Raw genomic sequence first — 24,200 nt, 5'->3', positions numbered from 1 at the left:
ATGTATTCATGACCGACCTTTCCGCCGAATTCAAGGCGCTCGCGAACTACCGCCCCGCCCACAAGGTGCGCTTCGTCACGGCCGCGAGCCTGTTCGACGGCCACGACGCGGCCATCAACATCATGCGGCGCATCCTGCAGGGCATGGGCGCCGAGGTGATCCACCTGGGCCACAACCGCAGCGTGGACGACGTCGTGACGGCCGCCCTGCAGGAAGACGTGCAGGGCATCGCCATCAGCTCCTACCAGGGCGGCCACGTCGAGTACTTCAAGTACATGGTGGACCTGCTCAAGGCCCGCGGCGGCGAGCACATCCAGGTGTTCGGTGGCGGCGGCGGCGTGATCGTGCCGCCGGAAATCCGCGAGCTGCAGGCCTATGGCGTGACGCGCATCTACAGCCCCGAGGACGGCCAGCGCATGGGCCTGGCCGGAATGATCGGCGAGATGGTCATGCGCTGCGACAAGGACATCACCGGCTATGCGCCCAAGGATGCCAAGGCCGTCCAGGGCCATGGCGAGATGAACTGGCGGGCGCTGGCGCAGCTGATCACCGCGCTGGAGAACGGCAGCGCCGACCCCAAGCTCATGGCCGCCGTCAAGACGCAGGCGCAGGCCCGCAAGATCCCCGTGCTGGGCATCACCGGCACCGGCGGCGCCGGCAAGTCCTCCCTCACTGACGAGCTGATCCGCAGGCTGCGCCTGGACCTGGGCGACCAATTGCGGATGGCCGTGATCTCGATCGACCCGTCGCGCCGCAAGAGCGGCGGCGCCCTTTTAGGTGACCGCATCCGCATGAATGCGATCGGCCCCTGGAGCCAGGGCCCGCGCGTCTTCATGCGCTCGCTGGCCACGCGCGACTTCGGCAGCGAGATCTCCGCCGCCCTGCCCGATGTCATTGCCGCCTGCAAAGCCGCCGGCTTCGACCTGATCGTGGTGGAGACCTCGGGCATCGGCCAGGGTGACGCCGCCATCGTGCCACTGGTCGACGTGCCCATGTACGTGATGACGCCCGAGTTCGGCGCCGCCAGCCAGCTCGAAAAGATCGACATGCTGGATTTCGCCGAGTTCGTGGCGATCAACAAATTCGACCGCAAGGGCTCGCTCGACGCCCTGCGCGACGTCGCCAAACAGGTCCAGCGCAACAAGGAAGCCTGGGGCAAGCGGCCCGACGAGATGCCGGTGTTCGGCACCATGGCCGCGCGCTTCAACGACGACGGTGTGACGGCGCTGTATCAGGCCCTGAAGCCGCGCCTCGCGGAACTGGGCCTCAAGCTCGGGGACGGCATGTTGCCCGCGGTGGCAGTGCGCCACAGCACCAACCAGACGCCCATCGTCCCCGCCGCCCGCACCCGCTACCTCGCCGAGATCAGCGACACCGTTCGCGGCTACAAGAAAAATGCCCGCGAGCAGGCCCGGTTGGCGCGCGAGATCCAGCAGCTGCGCGCGGCCGCGGCCATGTTGCGTGCGGAAAAGTCCGACAAGGCGCAAGCCGGTGACGCCGCCGAGGAACTCGCGGGGCAGCGCGAGCAGACGCAGGAGCCCGCGGCACGCAAGCTGCTGGCCCAGTGGCCGCAGATGCAGAGGGCCTATTCCGGCGACGAGTATGTGGTCAAGATTCGCGACAAGGAAATCCGCACCGCGCTCACCACCAAGTCGCTCTCGGGCACGACGATCCGCAAGGTCAGCCTGCCGCAATACGAGGACCATGGCGAGATCCTCAAATGGCTGATGCTGGACAACGTGCCGGGCAGCTACCCCTACACAGCCGGCACCTTCGCCTTCAAGCGCGAAGGCGAGGACCCCACCCGCATGTTTGCCGGCGAGGGCGACCCCTTCCGCACCAATACCCGCTTCAAGCTGCTGAGTTCGGGCATGCCCGCCAAGCGCCTGTCCACGGCATTTGACTCGGTCACGCTCTACGGCAACGACCCCGACCTGCGCCCCGACATCTACGGCAAGGTCGGCAACTCCGGCGTGTCGATCGCGACGCTGGACGACATGAAGGTGCTGTACGACGGCTTTGACCTGTGCAGTCCCAGCACTTCGGTCTCGATGACGATCAACGGTCCGGCACCGACCATCCTGGCGATGTTCATGAACACGGCCATCGACCAGAACCTGGAGAAGTTCAAGGCCGACAACGGCCGCGAGCCCACCGACACTGAAAGCCAGAAGATCCGCGAGTGGGTGCTGGCCAACGTGCGCGGCACCGTGCAGGCGGACATCCTGAAGGAAGACCAGGGCCAGAACACCTGCATCTTCTCCACCGAGTTCAGCCTGAAGGTGATGGGCGACATCGCCCAGTACTTCGTGCACCACAACGTGCGCAATTTCTACTCGGTCTCCATCTCGGGCTATCACATCGCCGAAGCCGGGGCCAACCCGATCAGCCAGCTGGCGTTCACGCTGTCCAACGGCTTCACATTCGTGGAAGCGTACCTGGCGCGTGGCATGCACGTCGACGACTTCGCGCCCAACCTGTCGTTCTTCTTCTCCAACGGCATGGACCCCGAGTACACGGTGATGGGCCGGGTGGCCCGCCGCATCTGGGCCGTGGCGATGAAGGAGAAGTACGGCGCCAACGAGCGCAGCCAGAAGCTCAAGTACCACATCCAGACCTCGGGCCGCTCGCTGCACGCCCAGGAAATCCAGTTCAACGACATCCGCACCACGCTGCAGGCGCTGATCGCTATCTACGACAACTGCAACTCGCTGCACACCAACGCGTTCGACGAGGCCATCACCACGCCCACCGAGGACAGCGTGCGCCGGGCCATGGCGATCCAGCTGATCATCAACCGGGAATGGGGCCTGGCGAAAAACGAGAATCCCAGCCAAGGCGCCTTCATCATTGAAGAGCTGACGGAACTGGTGGAAGAAGCCGTTCTGGCCGAGTTCGAGCGCATTGCCGAGCGCGGTGGCGTGCTGGGTGCCATGGAGACCGGCTACCAGCGCGGCCGCATCCAGGACGAGAGCATGCATTACGAGATGCTCAAGCACACCGGCGAGCTGCCCATCGTGGGCGTCAACACCTTCCGCAATCCGCACGGCGACCAAGTGCAGGACAAGCTCGAACTGGCGCGATCGACCGAGGAAGAAAAGCAAAGCCAGCTCAAGCGGCTGCAGGACTTCCACGCCCGAAACGCCAAACAGGCGCCCGCCATGCTCAAGCGGCTGCAGCAGGCTGTCATCGACGACCGGAACGTGTTCGAGGTGCTGATGGATGCGGTGCGGGTGTGTTCGCTGGGCCAGATCACCAACGCCCTGTTTGAAGTGGGCGGCCAGTACCGCCGCAATATGTAATTTCAGTCAGGCTTCTGACAGCATCCATCGACGGCCGGGCTCCGCCTGGCCCGCCGAAAAGAGGCCTCCGCCCAGCGGTGGAAGGCCCGCTTGGCGCGCCCGCCGCGCGCATCACGCAAAACTACTTAAGGCTTTACCCGCTACCGCACTGCAACACTGCTCCCTAGCATTCGCCATCTTCATGCCGGGCACGCGCCGGGCATCCACCCCCAGGAGCGCGATTTGCCAGGTGAGTTCATTCTCGAGACGGAAGGCCTGACCAAGGAGTTCAAGGGCTTCGTTGCCGTGAACAACGTGGACCTCAAGGTCCGCCGCGGCCACATCCACGCGCTGATCGGCCCGAACGGTGCGGGCAAGACAACCTTCTTCAACCTGCTGACCAAATTCCTGCCGCCGACCCGCGGCACGATCACGTACAACGGCGTGGACATCACGCACGAGAAACCGGCGCAAACCGCCCGCCGCGGCATCGTCCGCTCCTTCCAGATATCGGCCGTCTTCCCGCACATGACCGTGCTGGAGAACGTGCGCGGAGCCCTGCAGCGCGGGCTTGGCACCTCCTTCCATTTCTGGAAGCCCGAGCAATCCCTTGTCCATTTGCACGCACGGGCCCAGGAACTCCTGGCCGCCGTGGATCTGCAGGATTTCGCCGAAGAACTCACCGTGAACCTGCCGTACGGCCGCAAACGCGCGCTCGAACTGGCCACGACGATGGCGCTGGAGCCCGAACTGATGCTGCTGGACGAGCCGACGCAGGGCATGGGCCACGAAGACGTGCATCGCGTGACCGAGCTGATCAAGAAGGTGTCTGCGGGCCGCACCATCCTCATGGTGGAGCACAACATGAACGTGGTGTCGTCGATCGCGGATCGCATCACGGTGCTGCAGCGCGGCGCCATCATCGCCGACGGCCCCTATGCCGAAGTCTCGGCCAATCCCCTGGTGATCGAAGCCTACATGGGCACCGCCGACGCCGCTCTGCAAGGGGCACACTGATCATGGCCAAAGAGCTTCTGCGCATCGAGGGCCTGAACGCCTGGTACGGCGAATCGCACATCCTGCATGGCGTCGATCTCACCGTTCATGAGGGCGAAGTGGTGTGCCTGCTGGGGCGCAACGGCGCGGGCCGCACCACCACCATGCGGGCCATCGTCGGCCTGACAGGTGCTCGCAAGGGCTCCATCAAGATCAATGGCGAAGAAGCGATCAAGCTGCCGCCGCACAAGGTTGCGCGGCTTGGCGTGGGCTATTGCCCGGAAGAGCGCGGCATCTTCGCCAGCCTGTCGGCCGAAGAGAACCTGATGCTGCCTCCGGTGATCGCGCCAGGCGGCATGAGCGTTGCCGAGATCTACGGGATGTTCCCCAACCTGAAGGAGCGCGCCAACAGCCCCGGCACGCGCCTGTCGGGCGGCGAGCAGCAGATGCTGGCCGTTGCGCGCATCCTGCGCACCGGCGCGCGGCTGCTGCTCCTGGACGAGATTTCCGAGGGTCTCGCGCCCGTCATCGTGCAAAAGCTCGCCGAGATGATCCGCACGCTCAAGGCCAAGGGCTACACCGTGGTCCTGGTCGAGCAGAACTTCCGCTTTGCCGCCCCGCTGGCCGACCGGTTCTACGTGATGGAACATGGCCGCATCGTCAAGCAGTTTGCGCAGCATGAACTGGCGGACAACAAGGCCATGCTGCAGGAATTCCTCGGCGTCTAGCAACGTCAGCTTCCACCCATCGATTTCACCAAGGAGACTTCAATGAAACTCAAAACCCTCGTTGCGGCACTGGCCGTCGGGCTCGGCACCGTCGGCGCTTTCGCGCAAAGCAACTCCGGCCCGGTCAAGATCGGCTTCATCACCGACATGTCCAGCCTCTATGCCGACATCGACGGCCCGGCCGGCGGTGAAATGGTCAAGTGGGCCGCCCAGGACTTCGGCGGCAAGGTGCTGGGCCGCGACATCCAGGTTCTCACTGCCGATCACCAGAACAAGGCCGACGTGGCCAGCTCCAAGGCCCGCGAGTGGATGGACAAGGAAAACCTTTCCATGCTGGTCGGCGGCACCAGCTCCGGCACGGCCCTGGCCATGTCCAAGGTGGCAGCCGAGAAGAAGCGCCCCTTCATGGTCATCGGCGCCGGCTCGGCCCGCCTGACCAATGAAGACTGCACCCCTTACACCGTCCACTACGCCTACGACACGGTGGCCCTGGCCAAGGTGGCGGGCACTGCGCTGGTCAAGGCCGGCAACAAGAACTGGTATTTCCTGACGGCCGACTACGCCTTCGGCCACTCGCTGGAAGCCGACGCCTCCACCGTGGTCAAGGCCAACGGCGGCACGGTGGCGGGCGCGGTACGCCATCCCCTGAATGCATCGGACTTCTCTTCGTTCCTGCTGCAGGCCCAGTCGTCCAAGGCCCAGATCCTGGGCCTGGCGAACGCCGGCGGCGACTTCACCAACGCGATGAAGGCCGCCAAGGAATTCGGCATCAACAAGACGATGAAGATCGCCGGCCTGCTGGTGTTCATCAACGACGTGCACAGCCTGGGCCTTTCCAACACCGAAGGCCTGCAGCTGGCCGACAGCTGGTACTGGAACCAGGACGCCGAATCGCGCAAGTTCGCCCAGCGCTTCTTCGAGAAGTACAAGCGCATGCCTTCCAGCCTGCAAGCCGCTGACTACTCCGCCGCCCTCACCTACCTGAAGGCCGTGAAAGCCGCCGGCACGACCGACGCCGACAAGGTGATGGCCGAGCTGAAGAAGACCCCGGCGAACGACTTCTACAGCAAGGGCAAGATCCGCGCCGATGGCCGCATGGTCCATGACATGTACCTGTTCCAGGTCAAGGGCGCGAAGGAATCGACGACGCCTTGGGACTACTACAAGCTGGTAGCCAAGGTGCCCGGCGAGCAGGCGTTCACGACGCCTGCCGAGTCCAAGTGCGCCATGATGAAAAAGTAAATAAGGTGAAAGGCAGCCGGCCGCGGGCCGGCTGCAACTTGTTCTGACGGACTTTATGGAAATCTTCGGCATCCCCCATCAGGCCTTTCTCGGGCAGCTCATGCTCGGCCTGGTCAACGGCGCGTTCTACGCCATGCTCAGCCTGGGCCTGGCCGTTATCTTTGGCCTGCTGGACATCGTCAACTTCGCGCACGGCGCGCTGTACATGCTGGGAGCCTTCGCCGCCTGGATCATGCTGGACAAGTTCGGCGTCAACTACTGGTTCGCGCTCATCCTGGCGCCGCTCATCGTGGGTGTGCTGGGTGTGATCATCGAACGCACTTTTCTCAAGCACCTGTACGGGCTGGACCCGCTGTACGGGCTGCTGCTGACTTTCGGCCTGTCGCTGATCTTCGAGGGCGTGTTCCGCGAACTCTACGGCGTCTCGGGCCAGTCGTATCCGGTGCCCGAATTGCTTTCCGGCGCCACCAACCTCGGCTTCATGGTCTTGCCGAACTACCGGGCCTTCGTGGTCCTGGCGTCCCTGCTGGTCTGCCTGGGCACCTGGTTCCTGATCGAGCGCACCCGCCTGGGCGCCTACCTGCGTGCCGGCACCGAGAACGCCAAGCTGGTGCAGGCCTTCGGTGTCAACGTGCCGCTGATGGTCATGCTGACCTACGGCGCCGGTGCGGGGCTGGCGGCGCTCGCCGGCGTGCTGGCGGCGCCCATCATCCAGGTGACGCCACTGATGGGCTCCAACCTGATCATCGTGGTGTTCGCCGTGGTCGTGATCGGCGGCATGGGCTCCATCCTCGGGTCGGTCATCACCGGCCTGGGATTGGGCGTAGTCGAGGGTATGACCCGCGTGTTCTACCCCGAGGCTTCCAGCGTCGTGGTCTTCGTGGTCATGGTGATCGTGCTGATCCTGCGGCCCGCCGGCCTGTTCGGCAAGGAAGCCTGAGAGCGTGAGCCCCATGAAAAACTCCAACACACTCGTCCGCGCCACCTACCTCGCCATCCTGGCGCTCTTGCTCATCGCGCCGCTGATCGGCCTGTATCCGGTCTTCGTGATGAAGCTGCTGTGCTTCGCCCTGTTCGCCTGCGCCTTCAACCTGCTGCTGGGCTTCACCGGCTTGTTGTCGTTCGGCCATGCGGCCTTCTTCGGCAGCGCCGCTTACGTCAGCGGCTGGTTCATCAAGGCGCAGGGCTGGTCGCCCGAACTGGCGATCCTCGCCGGCGTGGCGGCATCGGCATTCCTGGGCCTGGTGTTCGGCCTTGTCGCCATCCGCCGCCAGGGCATCTATTTCGCCATGATCACGCTGGCGCTGGCCCAGATGGTGTTCTTCATCTGCCTGCAGGCGCCGTTCACCGGCGGCGAGGACGGCCTGCAGGGCGTGCCGCGCGGCAACCTGTTTGGACTGGTCTCGTTGGCCTCGGACACCGCCATGTACTACGTGGTGGTCGCCATCTTCGTCGCCTGCTTCCTGGGCATAGGCCGCATCGTGACCTCACCGTACGGCCAGGTGCTCAAGATGATCCGGGAGAACGAGCCGCGCGCGATCTCGCTGGGGTACGAAGTGGACAAGTACAAGCTGCTCGCCTTCGTGCTCTCGGCCGGGCTGGCGGGACTGGCCGGCGCGCTCAAGACGCTGGTGATGGGCTTTGCGACGCTGTCCGACGTGCATTGGTCGATGTCCGGCGAGGTGATCCTGATGAGCCTGCTGGGCGGCGTCGGCACCTTCTTCGGCCCGGTCGTCGGCGCCGGCATCGTGATTTCTCTGCAAAACCTGCTGGCCGACAAGGTCGGCGCCTGGGTCACCGTGATCATCGGCGCCATCTTCGTCATCTGCGTGCTGGCCTTCCGCAAGGGCGTGGTGGGCGAGCTGCAAGCCTTCCTCGACCGCCGCCGCGCCCGCGCCTGAAGGCTCAGTCGCCGGGGCGGCGCCAGACGGTCACCAGCGCCTTGAGCTTTTGCCAGGCGCTGGCCTGCTCGTCCGACACCACATCGAGGAAGTCGGACAGCGGCTTGGACTTGCCTATGGTGTAGAAGGTCAGGAGGATGGTGAGAACGAAGACCACCAGGAAATACAGGATCTTGCGGCCGGGTGAAGCGTCCGCCTCGGCGATCAGGTTCATGCCCAGGAAGCCGGTGGTCACGGTGCCGATCAGCCCAAGGATGGTGACCACGGTGAGCCGCACGATGGTGTTGGCCTGGCGGCGAAGACTGTCGGCGTCCAGGTAGCTGTTCATGTCGGCGATGCGATCCTTCACTTCAACGTAGAGCGCATCGAGCTCCAGATGCCGCGCGCACAGGCGCCACAGGGCCTTGACTTGAGCCTGGTCCGAGATTTCGTGGAACCAGTAGCGGTGCGTGAATCGCAGGAACCCCTCGAAACTGCCGCGGATGACCCGCTTGAAGCGCCGCACGCTGGCCAGGTTGCCCAGCTGCAGCGCCCGCAGCGCCTCGACCAGCTGGTCCGAGAACATCAGCAGCGCCGCCTTCTGGAAATGCGCGATCAGGAAGAGCAGGAAATGCTGGTGCCGGAATTGCGCCAGCACGCCGCGGTCCTGGCAGCCGTAAAACTGCGACGCCGCGTCGCCGATCACGACCAGAGAATGACCGCTGCAGAGGTAGCGCGTGTTCGGTGCCGGCCCGACCTCGGCCCAGAACCGGTCGTAGCAGAAGCGCTGTTCGAAGTCCTGCAGGTAGTGCTCGGCGTAGGGCAGCGATGCGGCCTCGGCCTCGCCCGCGCCGGTCACCATGGCCAATCTGGCAAAGTCGGCGCGGGTCAGCGACTTGGGGTTGTCCAGCGCCAGATAGCCCATCAGCGGCATGCGGTAGTACTCGATCTGGCGAAATCGCAGCAGCCCGGGATCGCTCGAGTGGTCGCTCACGAAGGGCTGGAGCATGAAGGCCCAGTGCGCCGAGATGCGCGGGGCCCGGTGTTCGCAGACATGCGCCAGGAAAAGCTCCCGCTGCTGGGCGTCGGAGTGCGCCAGCACCGTTCCATCCGGGCCCAGCCATTCCACGCTCGCCATGCAGTGCCGCGGCTGCCCGTCGTCATCCCAACCGCCGGGATAGGCGCGGCCGAACCGGTACAGCAGTTCCTGGGCCTGGGCCAGCGAGAGGTCGTTCGCGCTGACTTCGAGGTTCAGGATGACCAGGTCGACGTCGAAGAAGAAGTAGAGATCGGCATGGACGATGTCCAGGATCAGCGGCGCATCCGCCGGACGCGCCGCCATACGCACCCGTGCGACATCGTGGCGCCGGAACACGCGCATGGGCGAGCCCGAGTCGCGTTCCCCGGTATGGCGCCGCGATCGCCCTTCACCGTAGAGGAAACGCTGGACATAGGGCAGGAACGCGGTGAACTCGTGATAGTGCCGCTCGTGGAAATCCTCTCTGTCGCCGGTGTATTCGTCCACGACCTCCCGCCACGGCGAGCTGCCGCTCATTTCGCGCAGGACTTCCCAGGCGGCCTTGCGGCTGCCGGCGACCGGCATCAGCCGCAGGGGCCACAGCAGCACCTGCCTCAGGTGCCTTACCGAGGGCGCCGATGCGGGTTCGGTGCTCGAAGCCATGACGTTTCCCCGATTGGATGAGTGAGGCTGCCCGTGCATCCTAGCTCCGGACCGCGGCCCTGACCAGCGTGTCATCCAGGTGATTGGCCCGGCGCCCGGTGGGCGCTAACCTGTGCCATCCCAACAAGGAACGCACATGAAAGATCTCTTCTCCCTCAAGGGCCGCACGGCCCTGGTCACAGGCGGCTCGCGCGGCATCGGCCGCATGATCGCCGCCGGCTTCCTGGCCCAAGGCGCCAAGGTCTATATCTCTTCGCGCAAGGCGGCTGCCTGCGAGGACACTGCCAAGGAGCTTTCCGCATTGGGAACCTGCATTGCGCTGCCGGCCGACGTGTCGACCGTCGAGGGCGCCCGGGGCCTGGCCGCGGCCTATGCGGCCAAGGAAGGCTCGCTGGACATCCTGGTCAACAACGCCGGCGCCGCCTGGGGCGAGTCCTTCGATACCTTCCCCGAAAAGGGCTGGGACAAGGTCATGGACCTGAACCTGAAGTCGCCCTTCTTCCTCACGCAAGCCCTGCATGAGCCGCTGCGCAAGGCGGGCAAGTCCCGGCCCGCCAAGGTGATCAACATCGCTTCCATCGACGGCGTCTCGGTCAATCCCATGGAGACGTATTCGTACGCAGCCAGCAAAGCCGGCCTGATCCACCTGATCAAGCGCATGTCGCTGCGCCTGGTGCAGGACAACATCGTTGTCAGCGGCATCGCGCCCGGCGCGTTCGCCTCCGAGATGAACCGGGACGCGCGCGACCACGGCGAAGAAGTGGCGCAACGCATTCCGGCCGGCCGCATCGGCACCGACGAGGACATGGCGGGCGTGGCCATCTACCTGGCCTCGCGGGCCGGCGACTACGTGGTGGGCGAAACCATCGTGGTCGATGGCGGCGTCACGCTCGCACGCGGCTAACGGGCTGTCATCCCGGGCTTGACCCACTACTGTCCGGAGATTTCAGAGCGCTGGCAATGGCTCGTGGATGTGAGCTTGCCCTGTGACCCATGGTCGCGAGCGGTTGGCTGTCCGCTGCTGTTGCAGGCCTGGGTGTGGGCGGCGAAGCCACGTGTGGGCGGGCTGTGACGCGCGGTCAGCCCGTTCCGCGCCTTTTCAAGGCGCGGAAGCGGCGCCGGGGAACGGACTTGCGGGCTTCAGACTAATCGTGGACTGTCCTCGCACTCCGGAGAGGCCCGCGCGCTGATCGCGCGCAACGCCCGCAAGTCCATTCCCCGACGCCTCGGGCAGCCCTGATTGCGCGCCCCAGCCCGCCCACACGCGGCTTCGCTCGGACTTGGCTGGCGCGCCGAGGGCTTTCGCACTCCAACACGCTCCCAGCGCCGAACGGCTGGTCCGCGCGCCGCAGCCGACCGGCGCACAGCCTTGCCGCGAGGTGTTGGCGCGCAACAGGTCTCCGGACAGTAGTGGGCTTGACCGGATCCACGCTGTGGATTGCGGATCAGGTTCGCAATGACAACTCTTGCAGCGTGTAGTTCTGCGGCCCGCGGCTGGCGATCTTGACGGCGCCGACGCGGTTGCCCAGCTCGGCGCAGCGGGCCAGCGGCCAGCCCTGCTCCAGGCCGTAGAGCAACGCGCCGCGCCAGGCGTCGCCGCAGCCGGTGGGATCGACGATCCCGCTGGCCTTGACCGGCGGCACCACGGTTTTTTCACCTCCGATCCACACTTCGCAGCCCTGGCCGCCCAGGGTCACGACCAGGCCCTGGACCCTGCGGGAGATTTCCGCACTGCTCCAGCCGGTGCGATCGCTGAGCATCTTGCCTTCGTAGTCGTTGACGGTGACCCAGGTCGACTGCCCGATGAAGGCCGCCAGTTCGCCGCCGTCGAACATGGGCAAGCCCTGGCCCGGATCGAACACGAAGGGGATGCCCGCCGCCTTGAACTGCTGTGCGTGCTGCAGCATCGCGTCGCGGCCGTCGGGCGAAATGATGCCCAGCTTGATGTCCGCGCGCGGCTCGATCTTCGTGATGTGCGCCTGCATCATCGCGCCGGGATGAAATGCGGTGATCTGGTTGTTGTCGCGGTCGGTCATGATCATCGCCTGCGCCGTGTAGGTGTCCGCCACCTGGCGCACGAACTGCGTGCCGATGCCCAGCGCCTGCAGCCGCGCGATATAGTCCGCGCCGTCGCTTCCCACCGTCGCCATCGGCAGCGGCTCTCCGCCCAGGAGCTTGAGGCTGTAGGCGATGTTGCCGGCGCAGCCGCCGAAATCGCGCCGCAGCGCCGGCACCAGGAAGGACACGTTGAGGATGTGCAACTGGTCCGGCAGGATCTGCTCGGCAAAGCGCCCCTCGAAAGTCATGATGGTGTCGAAGGCCAGGGAGCCACAGATCACTGCTGCCATAGAGAGTCTCTAGTAGGGGTTAGGGGTAAAAGGCGAGCAGCCGGTAGCCGGCGATGCGGGCGCCGGCGCCGTTGGCCGCCACCGTGAGCACCACGGCGCCCGACCACTCGGAGCCGGCCGCGATCACGCCCGGATGGGTGCCAAGCTCGGTCGGCATCAGCACGCGACGCACCACCGCCTGGTCCTGCGCGTCGGTGAGCGTCAGCTCCAATGCCGGCATGGCGACTTCGGTGCTCGCCTGGTTCTTCAAGGTGACGCTGAGCCGGTAGCTGTCGCCGGCCAATTTGGTGAATGCGGAGCTGTCGATGGCCAGCGAGTCGATCTGGCGAGGCGATCGCACACTGCAATTCAGCGGTTGGCACAGCCGGGCCAGCAAGGGCCGCAGCCCGGGGTCGCTCGCGGCCAGGCGGTCGCGGTCATGCAGGACGACCTGCAGTGCCAGCATCGCGCCCAGGATCGTCAGGGCCACCAGTGCTGTCGCCCGAACCCCGCGCCGCTGCCAGAACTCTTCGCGCCGCGCCTGGCGGACAAAGGACAATTCATGCAGTTCCGGCTCGGGCTCCAGCTGCGCACGCACGGAGACGGGCGGCTGCGGCACGGCGTCGCCGGGATCCTGACGCCGAAGCTCGAACGGTTGGTCCAGTGGCGTCTCGCGCAGCGCTTGTGCTTCCTCGTACAACTGGGTCGAGTCGGGCGCCTCGGAGAGCAGGCTTTCGTCGATTTCGGAATGCACCGACGGCGGAAAATCTTCGGACTCCGGGCCGGCGAGGCTCGCGGGGACGGTCGGTTGCAGGGATGGAGACGACTCGGTCGCGGCGACCTCTTGGTCATCGGGCTGAAGATGCGCGGCGGCATCGAAAACGTCGGCACAGTGGCCGCAGCGCACCCAGCCTTCCGAGATCCTGAGTTGGTCCGGCACGACTTTGAACATCGTCCCGCAGGCGGGGCAGCGCGTGATCAGGCTCATGAGCCAGCGATTGTAGCCAGGGCCCTCGCGGCGCCCGCGCTAGAGGGATGCCGTCATGAGCACCCAGCCGTCCACCGTGTCGGACACGTCCAGCACGGCGTAGGGGGCGTAGGCGGCCTTCAATTCGCCGGCCTGGCGCTCCAGGATGCCGGCCAGCACGAGCGAGCCACCCGGCGCGACCAGCGAGCACAGCAGCGGCGCCAGCAACTTCAATGGCGTGGCCAGGATGTTGGCCAGCACCACCTGGTATTGGCCGGTCGCCTGATCGGGGAGCCCCGCATTGAGCTGCACGCCGTTGGCCTGCGCGTTGGCCTGCGTGGACTCCACCGCGGCCGGATCGATATCGACCGCGTCGATCCGTGCCGCGCCGAACCGGGCGCCACCGATCGCCAGGATGCCCGAGCCGCAGCCGTAATCCAGTATGCGTTGTCCCCGGGGCGGATGCTGGGCGATCCAGCGCAGGCACATGCGGGTCGTGGGATGCGTTCCGGTGCCGAAGGCAAGGCCCGGGTCCAGCCGGATCACCTGCCGCGCCTGGGCGGGCGGCTCGTGCCAGGTCGGCACGATCCAGAATTCCGGCGTGATCTCCACGGGGGTGAATTGCGACTGCGTCAGGCGCACCCAGTCCTGGTCGGGCACGGGCACGATGCCCAGCAATTTGCAACCGCCGAAGAAGTCCTGGACCTGCAGCAAACGCCCCGCCTCCTGCGCGGCCGCCTCGTTGGCGAACAGCGCCAGCACACGGGAGCGCTGCCAGCCTTCCTTGGGCGGCGGCAGGCCGGGCTCGCCGAACAGCGCCTGTTCGGCATCGGTCTGCGCATCCGCGTCTTCCACCGACACGCTCAGTGCATCGAGCAGGTCCAGCGCCTCGCTGACCGCCTCGATGCGGTCTTCCGGGCACAGAAGACGCAGTTCGAACATCAGCGTTTGTGGTGGGACAGCCACTCTTCCAGGTAGTGGATGTTGGTGCCGCCATCCATGAACTTGGCGTCCACCATCAGCTCGCGGTGCAGCGGAATGTTGGTGTTGATGCCCTCGACGACCGTTTCCAGCAGGGCCGTGCGCATGCGGGCCAGCGCCTGCTCGCGGGTGTCGCCGTGCACGATGATCTTGCCGATCATCGAATCGTAGTTGGGCGGCACGAAGTAGTTGGTATAGACGTGCGAATCGACCCGCACGCCCGGGCCGCCCGGGGCGTGCCACATGGTGATGCGGCCGGGTGACGGCACGAACTTATAGGGATCTTCGGCGTTGACCCGGCATTCGATCGCATGGCCGCGCAGCACGATGTCGCGCTGGGCGAAAGGCAATCTCTCCCCGGCCGCGACCATGATCTGCGTCTTGACGATGTCCACGCCGCTGATCAGCTCGGTCACCGGATGCTCCACCTGCACGCGGGTGTTCATCTCGATGAAATAGAACTCGCCGTTCTCGTACAGGAATTCGAACGTGCCGGCGCCCCGATAGCCGATGCGCTTGCAGGCCGCCACGCAACGCTCGCCGATCTTTTCGATCAGCTTGCGCGGGATGCCCGGGGCCGGCGCTTCCTCGATCACTTTCTGGTGCCGGCGCTGCATGGAGCAATCGCGCTCCCCCAGGTACACGCCGTTCTTGTGCTTGTCGCACAGGATCTGGATTTCGACGTGCCGCGGGTTTTGCAGGAATTTCTCCATGTACACCGCCGGATTGCCGAAGGCGGCGCCCGCCTCCGCCTTGGTCATCTGCACGGCGTTGATCAGGGCGGCTTCGGTGTGGACCACCCGCATTCCGCGGCCACCGCCGCCGCCGGCGGCCTTGATGATCACGGGGTAGCCCACCGATTTCGCGGTGCGGCGGATCACGACCGGATCGTCCGGCAGCTCGCCTTCGGAGCCTGGCACGCAGGGCACGCCCGCCTTGATCATGGCCTGCTTGGCCGAGACCTTGTCGCCCATGATCCGGATCGATTCGGGTGTGGGCCCGATGAACTGGAATCCGCTTTTCTCGACCCGTTCGGCGAAATCGGCGTTCTCGGAAAGAAACCCGTAGCCGGGGTGGATGGCCTCGGCATCGGTCACCTCGGCTGCCGAGATGATGGCCGGCATGTTGAGGTAGCTCTGGGGCGAAGGCGCGGGCCCGATGCAGACGGCCTCTTCGGCCAGCTTCACGTACTTGGCTTCGCGGTCGGCCTCAGAATAGACCATCACGGCCTTGACACCCAACTCGCGGCAAGCGCGCTGGATCCTCAAGGCAATCTCGCCTCGATTGGCGACAAGAATCTTCTTGAACATGAGGCGGGCTTACTCGATCACGAACAGGGCCTGGCCGTATTCCACGGCCTGCCCGTTCTCGCAGAGGATCTTGGTGACGGTGCCGCTCTTATCGGATTCGATCTCGTTGAGGATCTTCATGGCCTCGATGATGCAGATGGTCTCGCCTTCCTTGACCTGGCTGCCGATTTCCACGAAGGGCTTGGCGCCGGGACTCGAGGACCGGTAGAAGGTGCCCACCATGGGCGACTTGACCGTATGCCCGGCCGGCACTTCGGGTGCGGCCGGTGCCGCCGCGGGCTGCGCCGCCGCCGCCAGTGCGGGCGCGGCCACCTGCGACGCCGGTGCGTGCGCATATTGCACTATCGCCCCGCCTCCCTTGACGATGCGAACCTTGCCTTCTGCCTCGGTGATCTCAAGTTCGGAAACGTTGGATTCCGACACCAGGTCGATCAACGTCTTGAGTTTGCGCAAGTCCATTTGCTCTCCAACGCATGCGAACGAAAGGAGGCGAATTTACAGCAAAATTCGCCTATTTTGCATTTCGTCGCTTATTTCTAATTAGTTTTTCAACGTTTGGCTTGACGCCGCGGCCTGGCCAGACGAACTAACCCAGCCGGCTCCAGGCAGCGAGATCTGCGGGCGTGACCCGGCCCATTCTACGCTGCACCACGTTCCCCGCCGAATCCAGCACGACGGTGAACGGCAGCCCACCCGTCAGGTTGCCAAGCGTCCTGGCCAGGTCGGTGCCGCCCAAGCCGGCCATGCCGACGGGAAAGCTGACCGGGGTGCGCTGCAGGAAAGTGCGCACCGCGTTGGGCTGGTCGATGGCCAAACCGACCACTTGCCAGTTTTTCGCTGCGTTTTTGCGGAAGAAGCCGTCGAGCAGCGGCATCTCTTCCACGCAAGGCGGACACCACGTTGCCCAGAAATTCAGCAGCAACGGCTTGCCGCGCAGGGCCTGCATGACCAGGGTCGAACCGGTCGGGGTCTCGAAAGTCAGCGGCCAGATCGCATCCGCCGCGTCCGGCCCGACGTCGCCGGGGCTCCATTTCCACCACGCAGCGCCCGCCCCCGCCAGTGCGGCGGCGCCCGCCACACCGGCGTAGAGCAGCTTGCGGCGACCAGGCGACAGGCTCTCGTATTCTTGTGTTCCAGCATTCATGCGGCCCCATTCTCCAGCAACGCGCGGACCGCGGCCGTATCGCCGCGCGGCGTCCGCCCCTTGGCATCGGGCCGCAGTGCCCCGCGCACGTCGTCATGGTCGTAGACCATCAAGTGGACGCCGATGGCCTCGCCCAGCTCGCGGCTGATGCTGGAAAGGCTCAAGGCCTCCACGGGTTCGCCGTTGAAGCCCGTCACGGTCCGGGCTTCGTAGCCCACCTTGTTCTCTATGAGCGCGAGCTCCGCCGACTTGGAATCGTCGCAGAACAGCTGGATGTAGATGTCGGACAACCGGGTGGCCGTGCCGTGCCATACGGCCCCGCCCAGGTAGGGCCTGAACTGTGCGAGGCGCTCCATCCAGGCCAGCGCCAGTTTGCGCAGCGCCGCCAGCTCCGCCGGCTGGGTGTCCGCGCAAAAGAGCGCAATGTATTCGCGCACGGCTTCTTCCACGGTGTCGTTGTCAGGCAGGCCGGTGCGGGCATTCATCCCGAGCTGCTTGACGGCACGGCGCTTGGCCGGCCCGTACTCCAGGCCCTCTTCCACCACCATGCGGGCGGCGGTGTGGGCGATCTCCAATTTCACGCTGTCCATGGCCGGAGATTCTGCATCTTGCCGGAAGCGCCCGCCGATAATCGGGTGATGCATATTCACATTCTCGGCATCTGCGGCACGTTCATGGGAGGCGTCGCCGCACTCGCCCGCGAAGCCGGGCACAAAGTCACGGGCTGCGACGCGGGCGTCTATCCGCCCATGAGCGGTCAGCTGCGGGCCCTGGGCATCGATCTCATCGAGGGCTTCGGCACCGACCAGCTTGCGCTCAAGCCCGACATCTGGGTCGTCGGCAACGTGGTGTCACGGGCGCGGCTGGCCGACGGCACGCCGCGCTTCCCGCTGATGGAAGCCATCCTGGATGCCGGCCTGCCCTATACCAGCGGCCCCGAGTGGCTGGCCCGGCACGTGCTGCAGGGCCGGCACGTGCTGGCTGTGGCCGGTACCCATGGCAAGACCACCACCACATCGATGCTCGCCTGGATCCTGGAGCATGCGGGCCTGCAGCCCGGCTTCCTGGTGGGCGGCGTGCCAAGCAACTTCGACATCTCGGCACGGCTGGGCCAGGGCAGCTGCTTTGCGATCGAGGCGGACGAGTACGACACCGCCTTCTTCGACAAGCGCAGCAAGTTCGTCCACTACCGGCCCCGTACCGCCGTACTCAACAACCTGGAGTACGACCACGCCGACATCTTCGACGACCTGGCGGCGATCGAGCGGCAGTTCCATCACCTGGTGCGCATCGTGCCGTCCACCGGCCGCATAGTGATGAATGGGCTCGAAGAAAGCCTGGCGCGCGTGCTGCACATGGGTTGCTGGAGCGAGCTGCGCAGTTTCGGCGCCGCCGTCAGCGATTTTTGCGCGCTGGGCGAGCCCCACAGCTTCGAAGTGCTCGAGCGCGGCCGGCCCGTGGCGCGGCTCGATTGGGAGCTTTCGGGGGTGCACAACCAGCTCAATGCGCTGGCCGCCATCGCGGCGGCGCAGCATGTGGGCGTTGCACCGGAAGCGGCGGCGCGCGCCTTGCGGGAGTTTCGCAATGTCAAGCGCCGCATGGAAGTGCGTGGCACGGTGAAAGGTGTCACCGTCTACGACGATTTCGCCCACCACCCCACCGCCATCCGAACCACGGTGGATGGATTGCGCCGCAAGGTCGGCACACAACGAATCCTGGCCGTGTTCGAGCCGCGCAGCAACACGATGAAACTGGGCGCGATGAAATCCCAGCTGCCCTGGAGCCTGGAGCAGGCCGACTTGTCGTTCTGCCACACGGGTGGCCTGGATTGGGACGCGGCCGAGGTGCTGGCGCCCATGGGCCAGAAGGCCCGGACAGCCCCCAACATCGAAGAGCTGGTGCGGCAGGTGTCGAAGGCGGCCGGTGCGGGTGACCACATCCTGTGCATGAGCAATGGCGGCTTTGGCGACATCCACGCCAAATTGCTGCAGGCGCTGCGCTAGGTAGCCGTCGAATTCGGCGTGCCGGACCTGCGTTCGAGCAGGGCCGGGGCGGTGAGATCGCCTTGTGGATACGAGTGGCCGTCGTTGTTGAGCAGCGAATCCAGTCCCGGCCCCGCCGAAGCCGGATGGCTGTCCCGCCGTGCCACGGACGCTTTGGCACCTTTGGACCGGGTGGTGGTGATCGCCGTTGCGTAGTACAGGCAAGTCAGGTCGTGCACGAGATGCTTCACCGTGAACCCGGTGCGCTGACGCAGGGAATCGAAGGTTCCCGGCTCCAGGGACAGCTCGCGCAACAACATCAGCTGTGAATCATGCAACCACCGCACGGGGACCCGGGGCACATGGTGGTAGTAGATCGTCTCGGTGCGATAGCGCGGCGGCAACAGATCTCGATCGGTGCGGCGCACGTAGGCCCAGGCCAGTTGGGCCGGCGTAACAGCCACGAAACCCGGGGGCATGTCGCGCGCGCCCACCGGGCGCTTGTCCCATCGGGCTTCCCACAGGTCGACCGGGTGGGCGGCGGGTGAAATCGCGCCCTGGCCTTGGTGGAAGTCGAGCACGGCGAGCAGGCTGCCGTTGTGGCTGACGTGATAAACGCCCTGGCGCAGGCTGGGCCCGCGCTCTATGAGCTGCGCACCCAGCACGAACTCGGCACGCAGCAGCCGCAACCAGCCCTCGAACTGTGCGAGTACCCCGTGCATGGAAGCTTCCGAGGCTGGGTCGAACGTACAGCGCGGCTCGATATCGCTGGAAGCCAGCGGCAACGCGAAAGCCACGGGCCGGTCGACTTCGCTCAAGTTGAGATTCAGGGCCCTTTCGGTGGGCAGGCCGGCAGCGACTTTCAGGTTGCCGCTAGGCATCACGCGCACGTTGCGGCCGTTGATCCACCAGGCGTCAGCGTCGCTGAAGGCGCAGGTCCGCCAGCTCGGTGAACCTGGAGAACGCGCCAACGACGCTTCCAGCACCGGCCGCTGCTGTGGGGCAAAGCCCGACATCCCCAGCCACAAAATGGGCTGTTCCGTCGTAGTCTTGCCAGCATGTATGCCAGCTGTCACAACTTCTCCTTTCAACGCGTGCTCGCTGCGCGGCACGGCTCCGAGGATCGTATCTTGCTCCCTGCCAAATGTCTTGCCATCCCCAATTTGGGGGATGACGCCGAATTCAAAGCGACCGCAGGTCTCTAGCGCGGGGCGAGCGCCGCAGGGACCGTCAGGTCGCGAAATACCGGGCTCTTGCGCATCGCCTCCTCCGGGAAGACCGAATCCAACGCGGAAGGCATGCTGCTGTGCAACCCTTGCGCCGCCTCGGAACGGCCCTTGCGGCGTGGCTTCGGCTTGAGCCCCGCGCGCCTTGGATTCGACGTGATGCTGCCGACGAAATAAAGGGCCGCCAGGTCACGAGCCAGTTGCCTGGAGTCGAGGGCGCACCGCTCCTGCAGCGCGTCGAAGGTGGCAGGCGCGCAGGCCAGTTCGCGCATGAGAAGCAGATGTGAATCCGTGACGGCCAGTTGCGGCACGCGGGGCGGCCGGCGGTAGTACAGCAGGCTGGTTCGATAGTGATTGGGCAGCACGTCGCGCTGCGTCCGGACAGCGTATTGCCACATCAGCTGCGAGACAGTGGTGCGCAAGAAATTGTCGGGAATCTCGATGCCCGGATGCTGGCGGCTCCAAACTGCCTCTTCGAAATCGGCCGGACTGGCGCTGGGCAGGACGGCGATTTCGCCCGGCATGTTGACTACGGCCAGCAAGGTCGAATTCAGGCGGACGTGGAAAGTCCCCGCGCCCAGGGCGGTTTCGTGTTCGACGATATGCGAGGCCAGGCAGAACTGGGCCGACAGCGGCGACAGCCAGGCCTCGAATTTTTCCAGCACTGCGTCCATGCTGCGCCGCGAAGCCGCTATGAAGCTGTACGTGGGCTGGAAGTCCACGCAGGCCAGAGGCATGGAGAACGCGACCGGCCGCTCCACCTCCGGCAAGTGAAACTGGAAGGAGTGCCCGGCGGGGTTGCCCGCCGGCACCATCACGGTTTCGTCACCCAGCCACTGGACGCGGGCCCCGTTGACCCACCATGCGTCGCAGTCTGCCATCTGCCCGCGCTCCCACACCATCGCCCCGGGCGCGCCGCTGGCCAGGACGGCTGACAATTCCGCCTCCTGCTGGGCCGAGAAGCCGGCCAGGCCGAGGCGAAATACTGGAAGCTCAAGAGTCATGTCGCGCTTGCCCTTTACTGCTGGTCGCGAAACTGATTGAGCAACAAATATAAGCTACATGTTACCTTGTGTAAATATCTCTTTCGGCAAATCGATCACCGATTGCGCCGAACTTTGACGGCTTCGGAGAGCAATTCCAGTACTTGAAGGGAATCGCCCCAGCCCAGGCAGGCATCCGTAATGCTTTTGCCGTATTCGAGGGCCGCAGGGTCGTCCTTGCCGGGGCTGAACTTCTGGGCGCCGGAGTTCAGGTGGCTTTCCACCATCACCCCGAACACGCAATGCGAGCCCTTGGATACCTGGCTGGCGATTTCGCGCGCCACGTCGATCTGCTTGTCGTGCTGCTTGCTGCTGTTGGCATGGCTGCAATCGACCATCAACGTCGCCGGCAGCTTGGAGGTTTCCAACTCCTTGCACGCAGCCGCGACGCTGGCGGCGTCATAGTTCGGCGTTTTGCCGCCGCGCAGGATCACGTGGCAATCCTTGTTGCCGTTGGTCTGCACGATCGCCACCTGTCCGTTCTTGTGGACCGACAGGAAATGGTGGCCGCGGGCAGCCGCCTGGATGGCGTCGGTGGCGATGCGGATGTTGCCGTCGGTGCCGTTCTTGAAACCGATGGGCGCCGACAGGCCAGAAGCCAGTTCACGGTGCACCTGGCTTTCGGTGGTTCGCGCCCCGATCGCGCCCCATGAGATCAGATCGCCGATGTACTGGGGCGAGATCACGTCCAGGAATTCGCTGCCCGCAGGCAGGCCCAGGCGATTGATCTCGATCAGCAACTGCCGGGCGATACGCAGGCCCTCGTCGATGCGGAAGCTCTCGTCCAGGTAGGGGTCGTTGATCAGGCCCTTCCAGCCCACCGTGGTGCGCGGCTTCTCGAAATAGACACGCATGACGATTTCCAGAGTGCCGCTGTAGCGGGTACGCGCCTCCTTCAAGCGGCGAGCGTAGTCGAGCGCCGCGCCCGGATCGTGGATCGAGCACGGACCGATGATCACCAGCAGCCGGTCGTCCTTGGCCGCCATGATGTGGTGAATGTTGCGGCGGGTGTCGGTGATCAGCGATTCCACCGCCGTGCCCCGGATGGGGAAGAAGCGGATCAGGTGTTCGGGGGGAGGTAGCACGGTGATGTCCTTGATGCGCTCGTCGTCGGTCTGGCTGGTTTTGTCGACGGGGTGCGTATACCAGGCATCGCTGGCGGCGGTGGTTTTCGCGTTCATTCGTGGCTCCTCTGGTTCAAAAATCCAAAAAAAAACCGCCGGGGGTTTCCCGGCGGTTTTGGTGAGTTCGTGTGCGTCTTGTCTGGGTACGCTCAGTTCTCTCTACCGCCGGGGGACGGGAAAGACCAAAAGTAGCCAAAAAAGAAATAGGCGGAAGCCATGCGCATGGGGCCCAATGTAGCACAGGCGGCTAAAGCCGCAATTTCTTCCACCACTGGATGGCCCGCTCCACCTGCGGCTCCTCGAGCGAACCCAGCGCCGAATGCTCATGATCGCTGGCGATCCACTGCTCGTACATGTCGATCAGCAGCATGCCTTCGCCCAATGTGCGCCAAGCGACCAACTCGAAATCCTCGGCGCACAGCAGCAACTCGGCGCTGCCGGGGCCGCCATCGAGCAGCCACTGGCCGATGAGCACGCGGAAGTTGTTGAGCGCCTGGAGATAGGCCGCGTACTCGTAGAGCCCGCGCCAGGGCAGGCCCAGGTTGACGACCAGGTTGCGGTGGCCGCGCAACACGGTGAGCAGGTCCACCAGCATCGGCGCGACGGCGGTCCGCTGCCGGTTCAGGCGCAAGCCGGCGATGATGGCTTCGATGTGGACCGAGAGCTGGCTCATGCTTTCGGACATGAGCCGGCTGTCCTCGTCCGCGACCGAGCTGCGCAGGAAGTTGCTGAGTTCGCCGAACGAGTTGATGCTCGGCAGGTTCGTGGACGGATTCAGGCGAAGGCGTGAATTCGTCGACATGGCGGATGCCGCAGCCGCTGGACCTTAGGCGGTGCCGCCGACCGTCAGGCCGTCGATGCGCAAGGTCGGCTGGCCCACGCCCACCGGCACGCTCTGGCCTTCCTTGCCGCAGGTGCCCACGCCGCTGTCGAGCTTCATGTCGTTGCCGATCATGGTGACCCGCGTCAGCGCGTCCGGCCCGTTGCCAACGATGGTCGCGCCCTTGACGGGGTAGAGGATCTTGCCGTTCTCGACCCAGTAGGCTTCGCTCGCCGAGAAGACGAACTTGCCCGAAGTGATGTCGACCTGGCCGCCGCCGAAGTTGGTCGCGTACAACCCCTTCTTGATGCTGGCGACGATCTCCTCGGGGGCCTTGTCGCCGCCGAGCATGTAGGTGTTGGTCATGCGCGGCATGGGGATGTGCGCATAGCTCTCGCGGCGGCCGTTGCCGGTGGGCGCCACGCCCATCAGGCGGGCGTTGAGCGAATCCTGGATGTAGCCGCGCAGGATGCCGTCTTCGATCAGCACGTTGCGCTGGCTGGCATTGCCTTCGTCGTCCACGTTCAGCGAGCCGCGCCGGTCCGCGATCGTGCCGTCGTCCAGCACCGTCACGCCCTTGGCGGCGACGCGCTTGCCGACGCGGCCGGAGAATGCGCTCGAGCCCTTGCGGTTGAAGTCGCCCTCCAGGCCGTGGCCGATAGCTTCGTGCAGCAGGATCCCGGGCCAGCCCGGGCCCAAGACCACCGTCATCTCGCCGGCGGGTGCCGGCCGCGAATCGAGGTTGGTCAACGCCGCGTTCACCGCATCATTGACATAGGTGTCGATGATGGCGTCGTCGAAGTACCCCAGGCCGAAGCGGCCGCCGCCGCCGCCCGATCCCATTTCGCGCCGGCCGTTCTGCTCGGCGATCACGGTGATCGACATGCGCACCAGCGGCCGCACGTCAGCGGCCAGCGTGCCATCAGCGCGCGCCACCATCACCACGTCGTATTCACTGGCCAGCCCGGCCATGACCTGCGCGACACGCGGATCCTTGGAGCGCGCCAGCTTTTCCGCCCGCTCCAGCAGCTTGACCTTGGCCGTGCTGTCGAGCGTGGCAATCGGGTCCAGGCCCTCGTACAAGGAGCGGCCACCCGCGATCTTCTTGGCGCCGACCTTGGCCCGGCCCGTGCCCGCCGCCGCTGATATGGTGCGCACGGTGCGGGCCGCGTCCAGCAGCGACGCCTCGGAGATGTCGTCGGAATATGCAAACGCCGTCTTCTCGCCGCTCACGGCTCGCACGCCCACGCCCTGGTCGATGCTGAAACTGCCGGTTTTGACAATTCCTTCCTCCAGGCTCCAGCCCTCGCTGCGGGTGTACTGGAAATACAGGTCGGCGTCATCGACCTTGCGGGCGGTGATTTCTCCCAGGGCGCGCAGCAGATGGGTTTCGTTCAGGCCGAACGGCTCGAGCAGGAGGCGTTGCGCGATGGCCAGCCGCTCGATAGTGGGTTCACGGGAGATCATC

Annotated in this window: 21 protein-coding genes; 8 read left to right on the top strand and 13 right to left on the bottom strand. The window is 65.4% G+C overall.

What is annotated here, in order from left to right; all coding sequences use genetic code 11:
• The first annotated feature begins 8 nt into the window (after positions 1–8).
• From icmF to HNE04_RS10805, 6 genes are all read left to right on the top strand, one after another.
• Positions 9–3,302, top strand: coding sequence for a fused isobutyryl-CoA mutase/GTPase IcmF (gene icmF / locus HNE04_RS10830; RefSeq protein WP_172218701.1), 3,294 nt, complete (start codon positions 9–11; stop codon positions 3,300–3,302).
• Positions 3,303–3,524: 222 nt separating this feature from the next.
• Positions 3,525–4,298: an ABC transporter ATP-binding protein gene (locus HNE04_RS10825; RefSeq protein ID WP_172218699.1), complete on the top strand. Its 774-nt coding sequence runs from the start codon at positions 3,525–3,527 to the stop codon at positions 4,296–4,298.
• Between the two features lie 2 nt (positions 4,299–4,300).
• The gene (locus HNE04_RS10820) at positions 4,301–5,005 is read left to right on the top strand and encodes an ABC transporter ATP-binding protein (RefSeq protein ID WP_172218697.1); all 705 of its coding nucleotides are present in this window, start codon (positions 4,301–4,303) and stop codon (positions 5,003–5,005) included.
• Between the two features lie 42 nt (positions 5,006–5,047).
• Positions 5,048–6,247: an ABC transporter substrate-binding protein gene (locus HNE04_RS10815; RefSeq protein ID WP_172218695.1), complete on the top strand. Its 1,200-nt coding sequence runs from the start codon at positions 5,048–5,050 to the stop codon at positions 6,245–6,247.
• Positions 6,248–6,302: 55 nt separating this feature from the next.
• On the top strand, positions 6,303–7,187 hold the full coding sequence (locus HNE04_RS10810) for a branched-chain amino acid ABC transporter permease (RefSeq protein ID WP_172218693.1): 885 nt from the start codon (positions 6,303–6,305) through the stop codon (positions 7,185–7,187).
• Between the two features lie 13 nt (positions 7,188–7,200).
• Positions 7,201–8,148: a branched-chain amino acid ABC transporter permease gene (locus tag HNE04_RS10805; protein ID WP_172218691.1), complete on the top strand. Its 948-nt coding sequence runs from the start codon at positions 7,201–7,203 to the stop codon at positions 8,146–8,148.
• A 4-nt stretch (positions 8,149–8,152) separates the two neighbouring features.
• On the opposite strand, the gene HNE04_RS10800 is transcribed toward HNE04_RS10805, so the two are convergent.
• Positions 8,153–9,808: a magnesium transporter CorA family protein gene (locus HNE04_RS10800; protein WP_172218689.1), complete on the bottom strand. Its 1,656-nt coding sequence runs from the start codon at positions 9,806–9,808 to the stop codon at positions 8,153–8,155.
• A 136-nt stretch (positions 9,809–9,944) separates the two neighbouring features.
• Here HNE04_RS10800 and HNE04_RS10795 point away from each other — a divergent pair, with 136 nt between their 5' ends.
• The gene (locus HNE04_RS10795) at positions 9,945–10,712 is read left to right on the top strand and encodes an SDR family oxidoreductase (protein ID WP_172218687.1); all 768 of its coding nucleotides are present in this window, start codon (positions 9,945–9,947) and stop codon (positions 10,710–10,712) included.
• Positions 10,713–11,253: 541 nt separating this feature from the next.
• On the opposite strand, the gene HNE04_RS10790 is transcribed toward HNE04_RS10795, so the two are convergent.
• The 7 genes from HNE04_RS10790 to HNE04_RS10760 form a co-directional block, all read right to left on the bottom strand.
• Positions 11,254–12,156: a carbohydrate kinase family protein gene (locus tag HNE04_RS10790; protein WP_172218685.1), complete on the bottom strand. Its 903-nt coding sequence runs from the start codon at positions 12,154–12,156 to the stop codon at positions 11,254–11,256.
• A 19-nt stretch (positions 12,157–12,175) separates the two neighbouring features.
• Positions 12,176–13,123, bottom strand: coding sequence for a DUF3426 domain-containing protein (locus HNE04_RS10785; protein WP_172218683.1), 948 nt, complete (start codon positions 13,121–13,123; stop codon positions 12,176–12,178).
• A gap of 39 nt (positions 13,124–13,162) precedes the next feature.
• Positions 13,163–14,044 carry a 50S ribosomal protein L11 methyltransferase gene (prmA, locus tag HNE04_RS10780; protein WP_172218681.1) on the bottom strand — a complete coding sequence of 294 codons (882 nt, stop codon included), beginning with the start codon at positions 14,042–14,044 and terminating at the stop codon, positions 13,163–13,165.
• Positions 14,044–15,393 carry an acetyl-CoA carboxylase biotin carboxylase subunit gene (accC, locus tag HNE04_RS10775; protein ID WP_172218679.1) on the bottom strand — a complete coding sequence of 450 codons (1,350 nt, stop codon included), beginning with the start codon at positions 15,391–15,393 and terminating at the stop codon, positions 14,044–14,046. The genes prmA and accC overlap by 1 nt, the downstream gene beginning before the upstream one ends.
• A gap of 9 nt (positions 15,394–15,402) precedes the next feature.
• Positions 15,403–15,852, bottom strand: coding sequence for an acetyl-CoA carboxylase biotin carboxyl carrier protein (accB, locus tag HNE04_RS10770; RefSeq protein WP_172218677.1), 450 nt, complete (start codon positions 15,850–15,852; stop codon positions 15,403–15,405).
• 127 nt (positions 15,853–15,979) lie between these two features.
• Positions 15,980–16,537: a TlpA family protein disulfide reductase gene (locus HNE04_RS10765; protein ID WP_172218675.1), complete on the bottom strand. Its 558-nt coding sequence runs from the start codon at positions 16,535–16,537 to the stop codon at positions 15,980–15,982.
• On the bottom strand, positions 16,534–17,127 hold the full coding sequence (locus HNE04_RS10760) for a hypothetical protein (protein WP_172218673.1): 594 nt from the start codon (positions 17,125–17,127) through the stop codon (positions 16,534–16,536). The genes HNE04_RS10765 and HNE04_RS10760 overlap by 4 nt, the downstream gene beginning before the upstream one ends.
• Positions 17,128–17,175: 48 nt before the next feature.
• Here HNE04_RS10760 and mpl point away from each other — a divergent pair, with 48 nt between their 5' ends.
• Positions 17,176–18,540 (top strand): UDP-N-acetylmuramate:L-alanyl-gamma-D-glutamyl-meso-diaminopimelate ligase, encoded by a 1,365-nt coding sequence (gene mpl, locus HNE04_RS10755; RefSeq protein ID WP_172218671.1) that lies wholly within the window; start codon positions 17,176–17,178, stop codon positions 18,538–18,540.
• On the opposite strand, the gene HNE04_RS10750 is transcribed toward mpl, so the two are convergent.
• The 5 genes from HNE04_RS10750 to tldD all read right to left on the bottom strand — a co-directional run bounded on the left by HNE04_RS10750 (position 18,537) and on the right by tldD (position 24,199).
• Complete coding sequence (locus tag HNE04_RS10750; protein ID WP_172218669.1) at positions 18,537–19,595, bottom strand: hypothetical protein; 1,059 nt, start codon at positions 19,593–19,595, stop codon at positions 18,537–18,539. The two genes, mpl and HNE04_RS10750, sit on opposite strands and share 4 nt — an antisense overlap.
• Before the next feature lie 125 nt (positions 19,596–19,720).
• Positions 19,721–20,749, bottom strand: a complete 1,029-nt coding sequence (locus tag HNE04_RS10745) for a hypothetical protein (protein ID WP_172218667.1) — start codon at positions 20,747–20,749, stop codon at positions 19,721–19,723.
• A gap of 95 nt (positions 20,750–20,844) precedes the next feature.
• Positions 20,845–21,969 carry a 3-deoxy-7-phosphoheptulonate synthase gene (locus tag HNE04_RS10740; protein WP_172218665.1) on the bottom strand — a complete coding sequence of 375 codons (1,125 nt, stop codon included), beginning with the start codon at positions 21,967–21,969 and terminating at the stop codon, positions 20,845–20,847.
• 190 nt (positions 21,970–22,159) lie between these two features.
• A complete protein-coding gene (locus HNE04_RS10735; RefSeq protein ID WP_172218663.1) occupies positions 22,160–22,714 on the bottom strand; it encodes a hypothetical protein in 555 nt (184 codons plus the stop codon).
• Between the two features lie 24 nt (positions 22,715–22,738).
• Positions 22,739–24,199, bottom strand: coding sequence for a metalloprotease TldD (gene tldD, locus HNE04_RS10730; RefSeq protein WP_172218661.1), 1,461 nt, complete (start codon positions 24,197–24,199; stop codon positions 22,739–22,741).
• Position 24,200: the final 1 nt, after the last annotated feature.

It is taken from the genome of Caenimonas soli, from assembly GCF_013155545.1.
GTDB lineage: Bacteria > Pseudomonadota > Gammaproteobacteria > Burkholderiales > Burkholderiaceae_C > Ramlibacter > Ramlibacter soli.
Note: the sequence above shows the minus strand (reverse complement) of the source record. Positions and strands in the feature narration are given on the sequence as shown.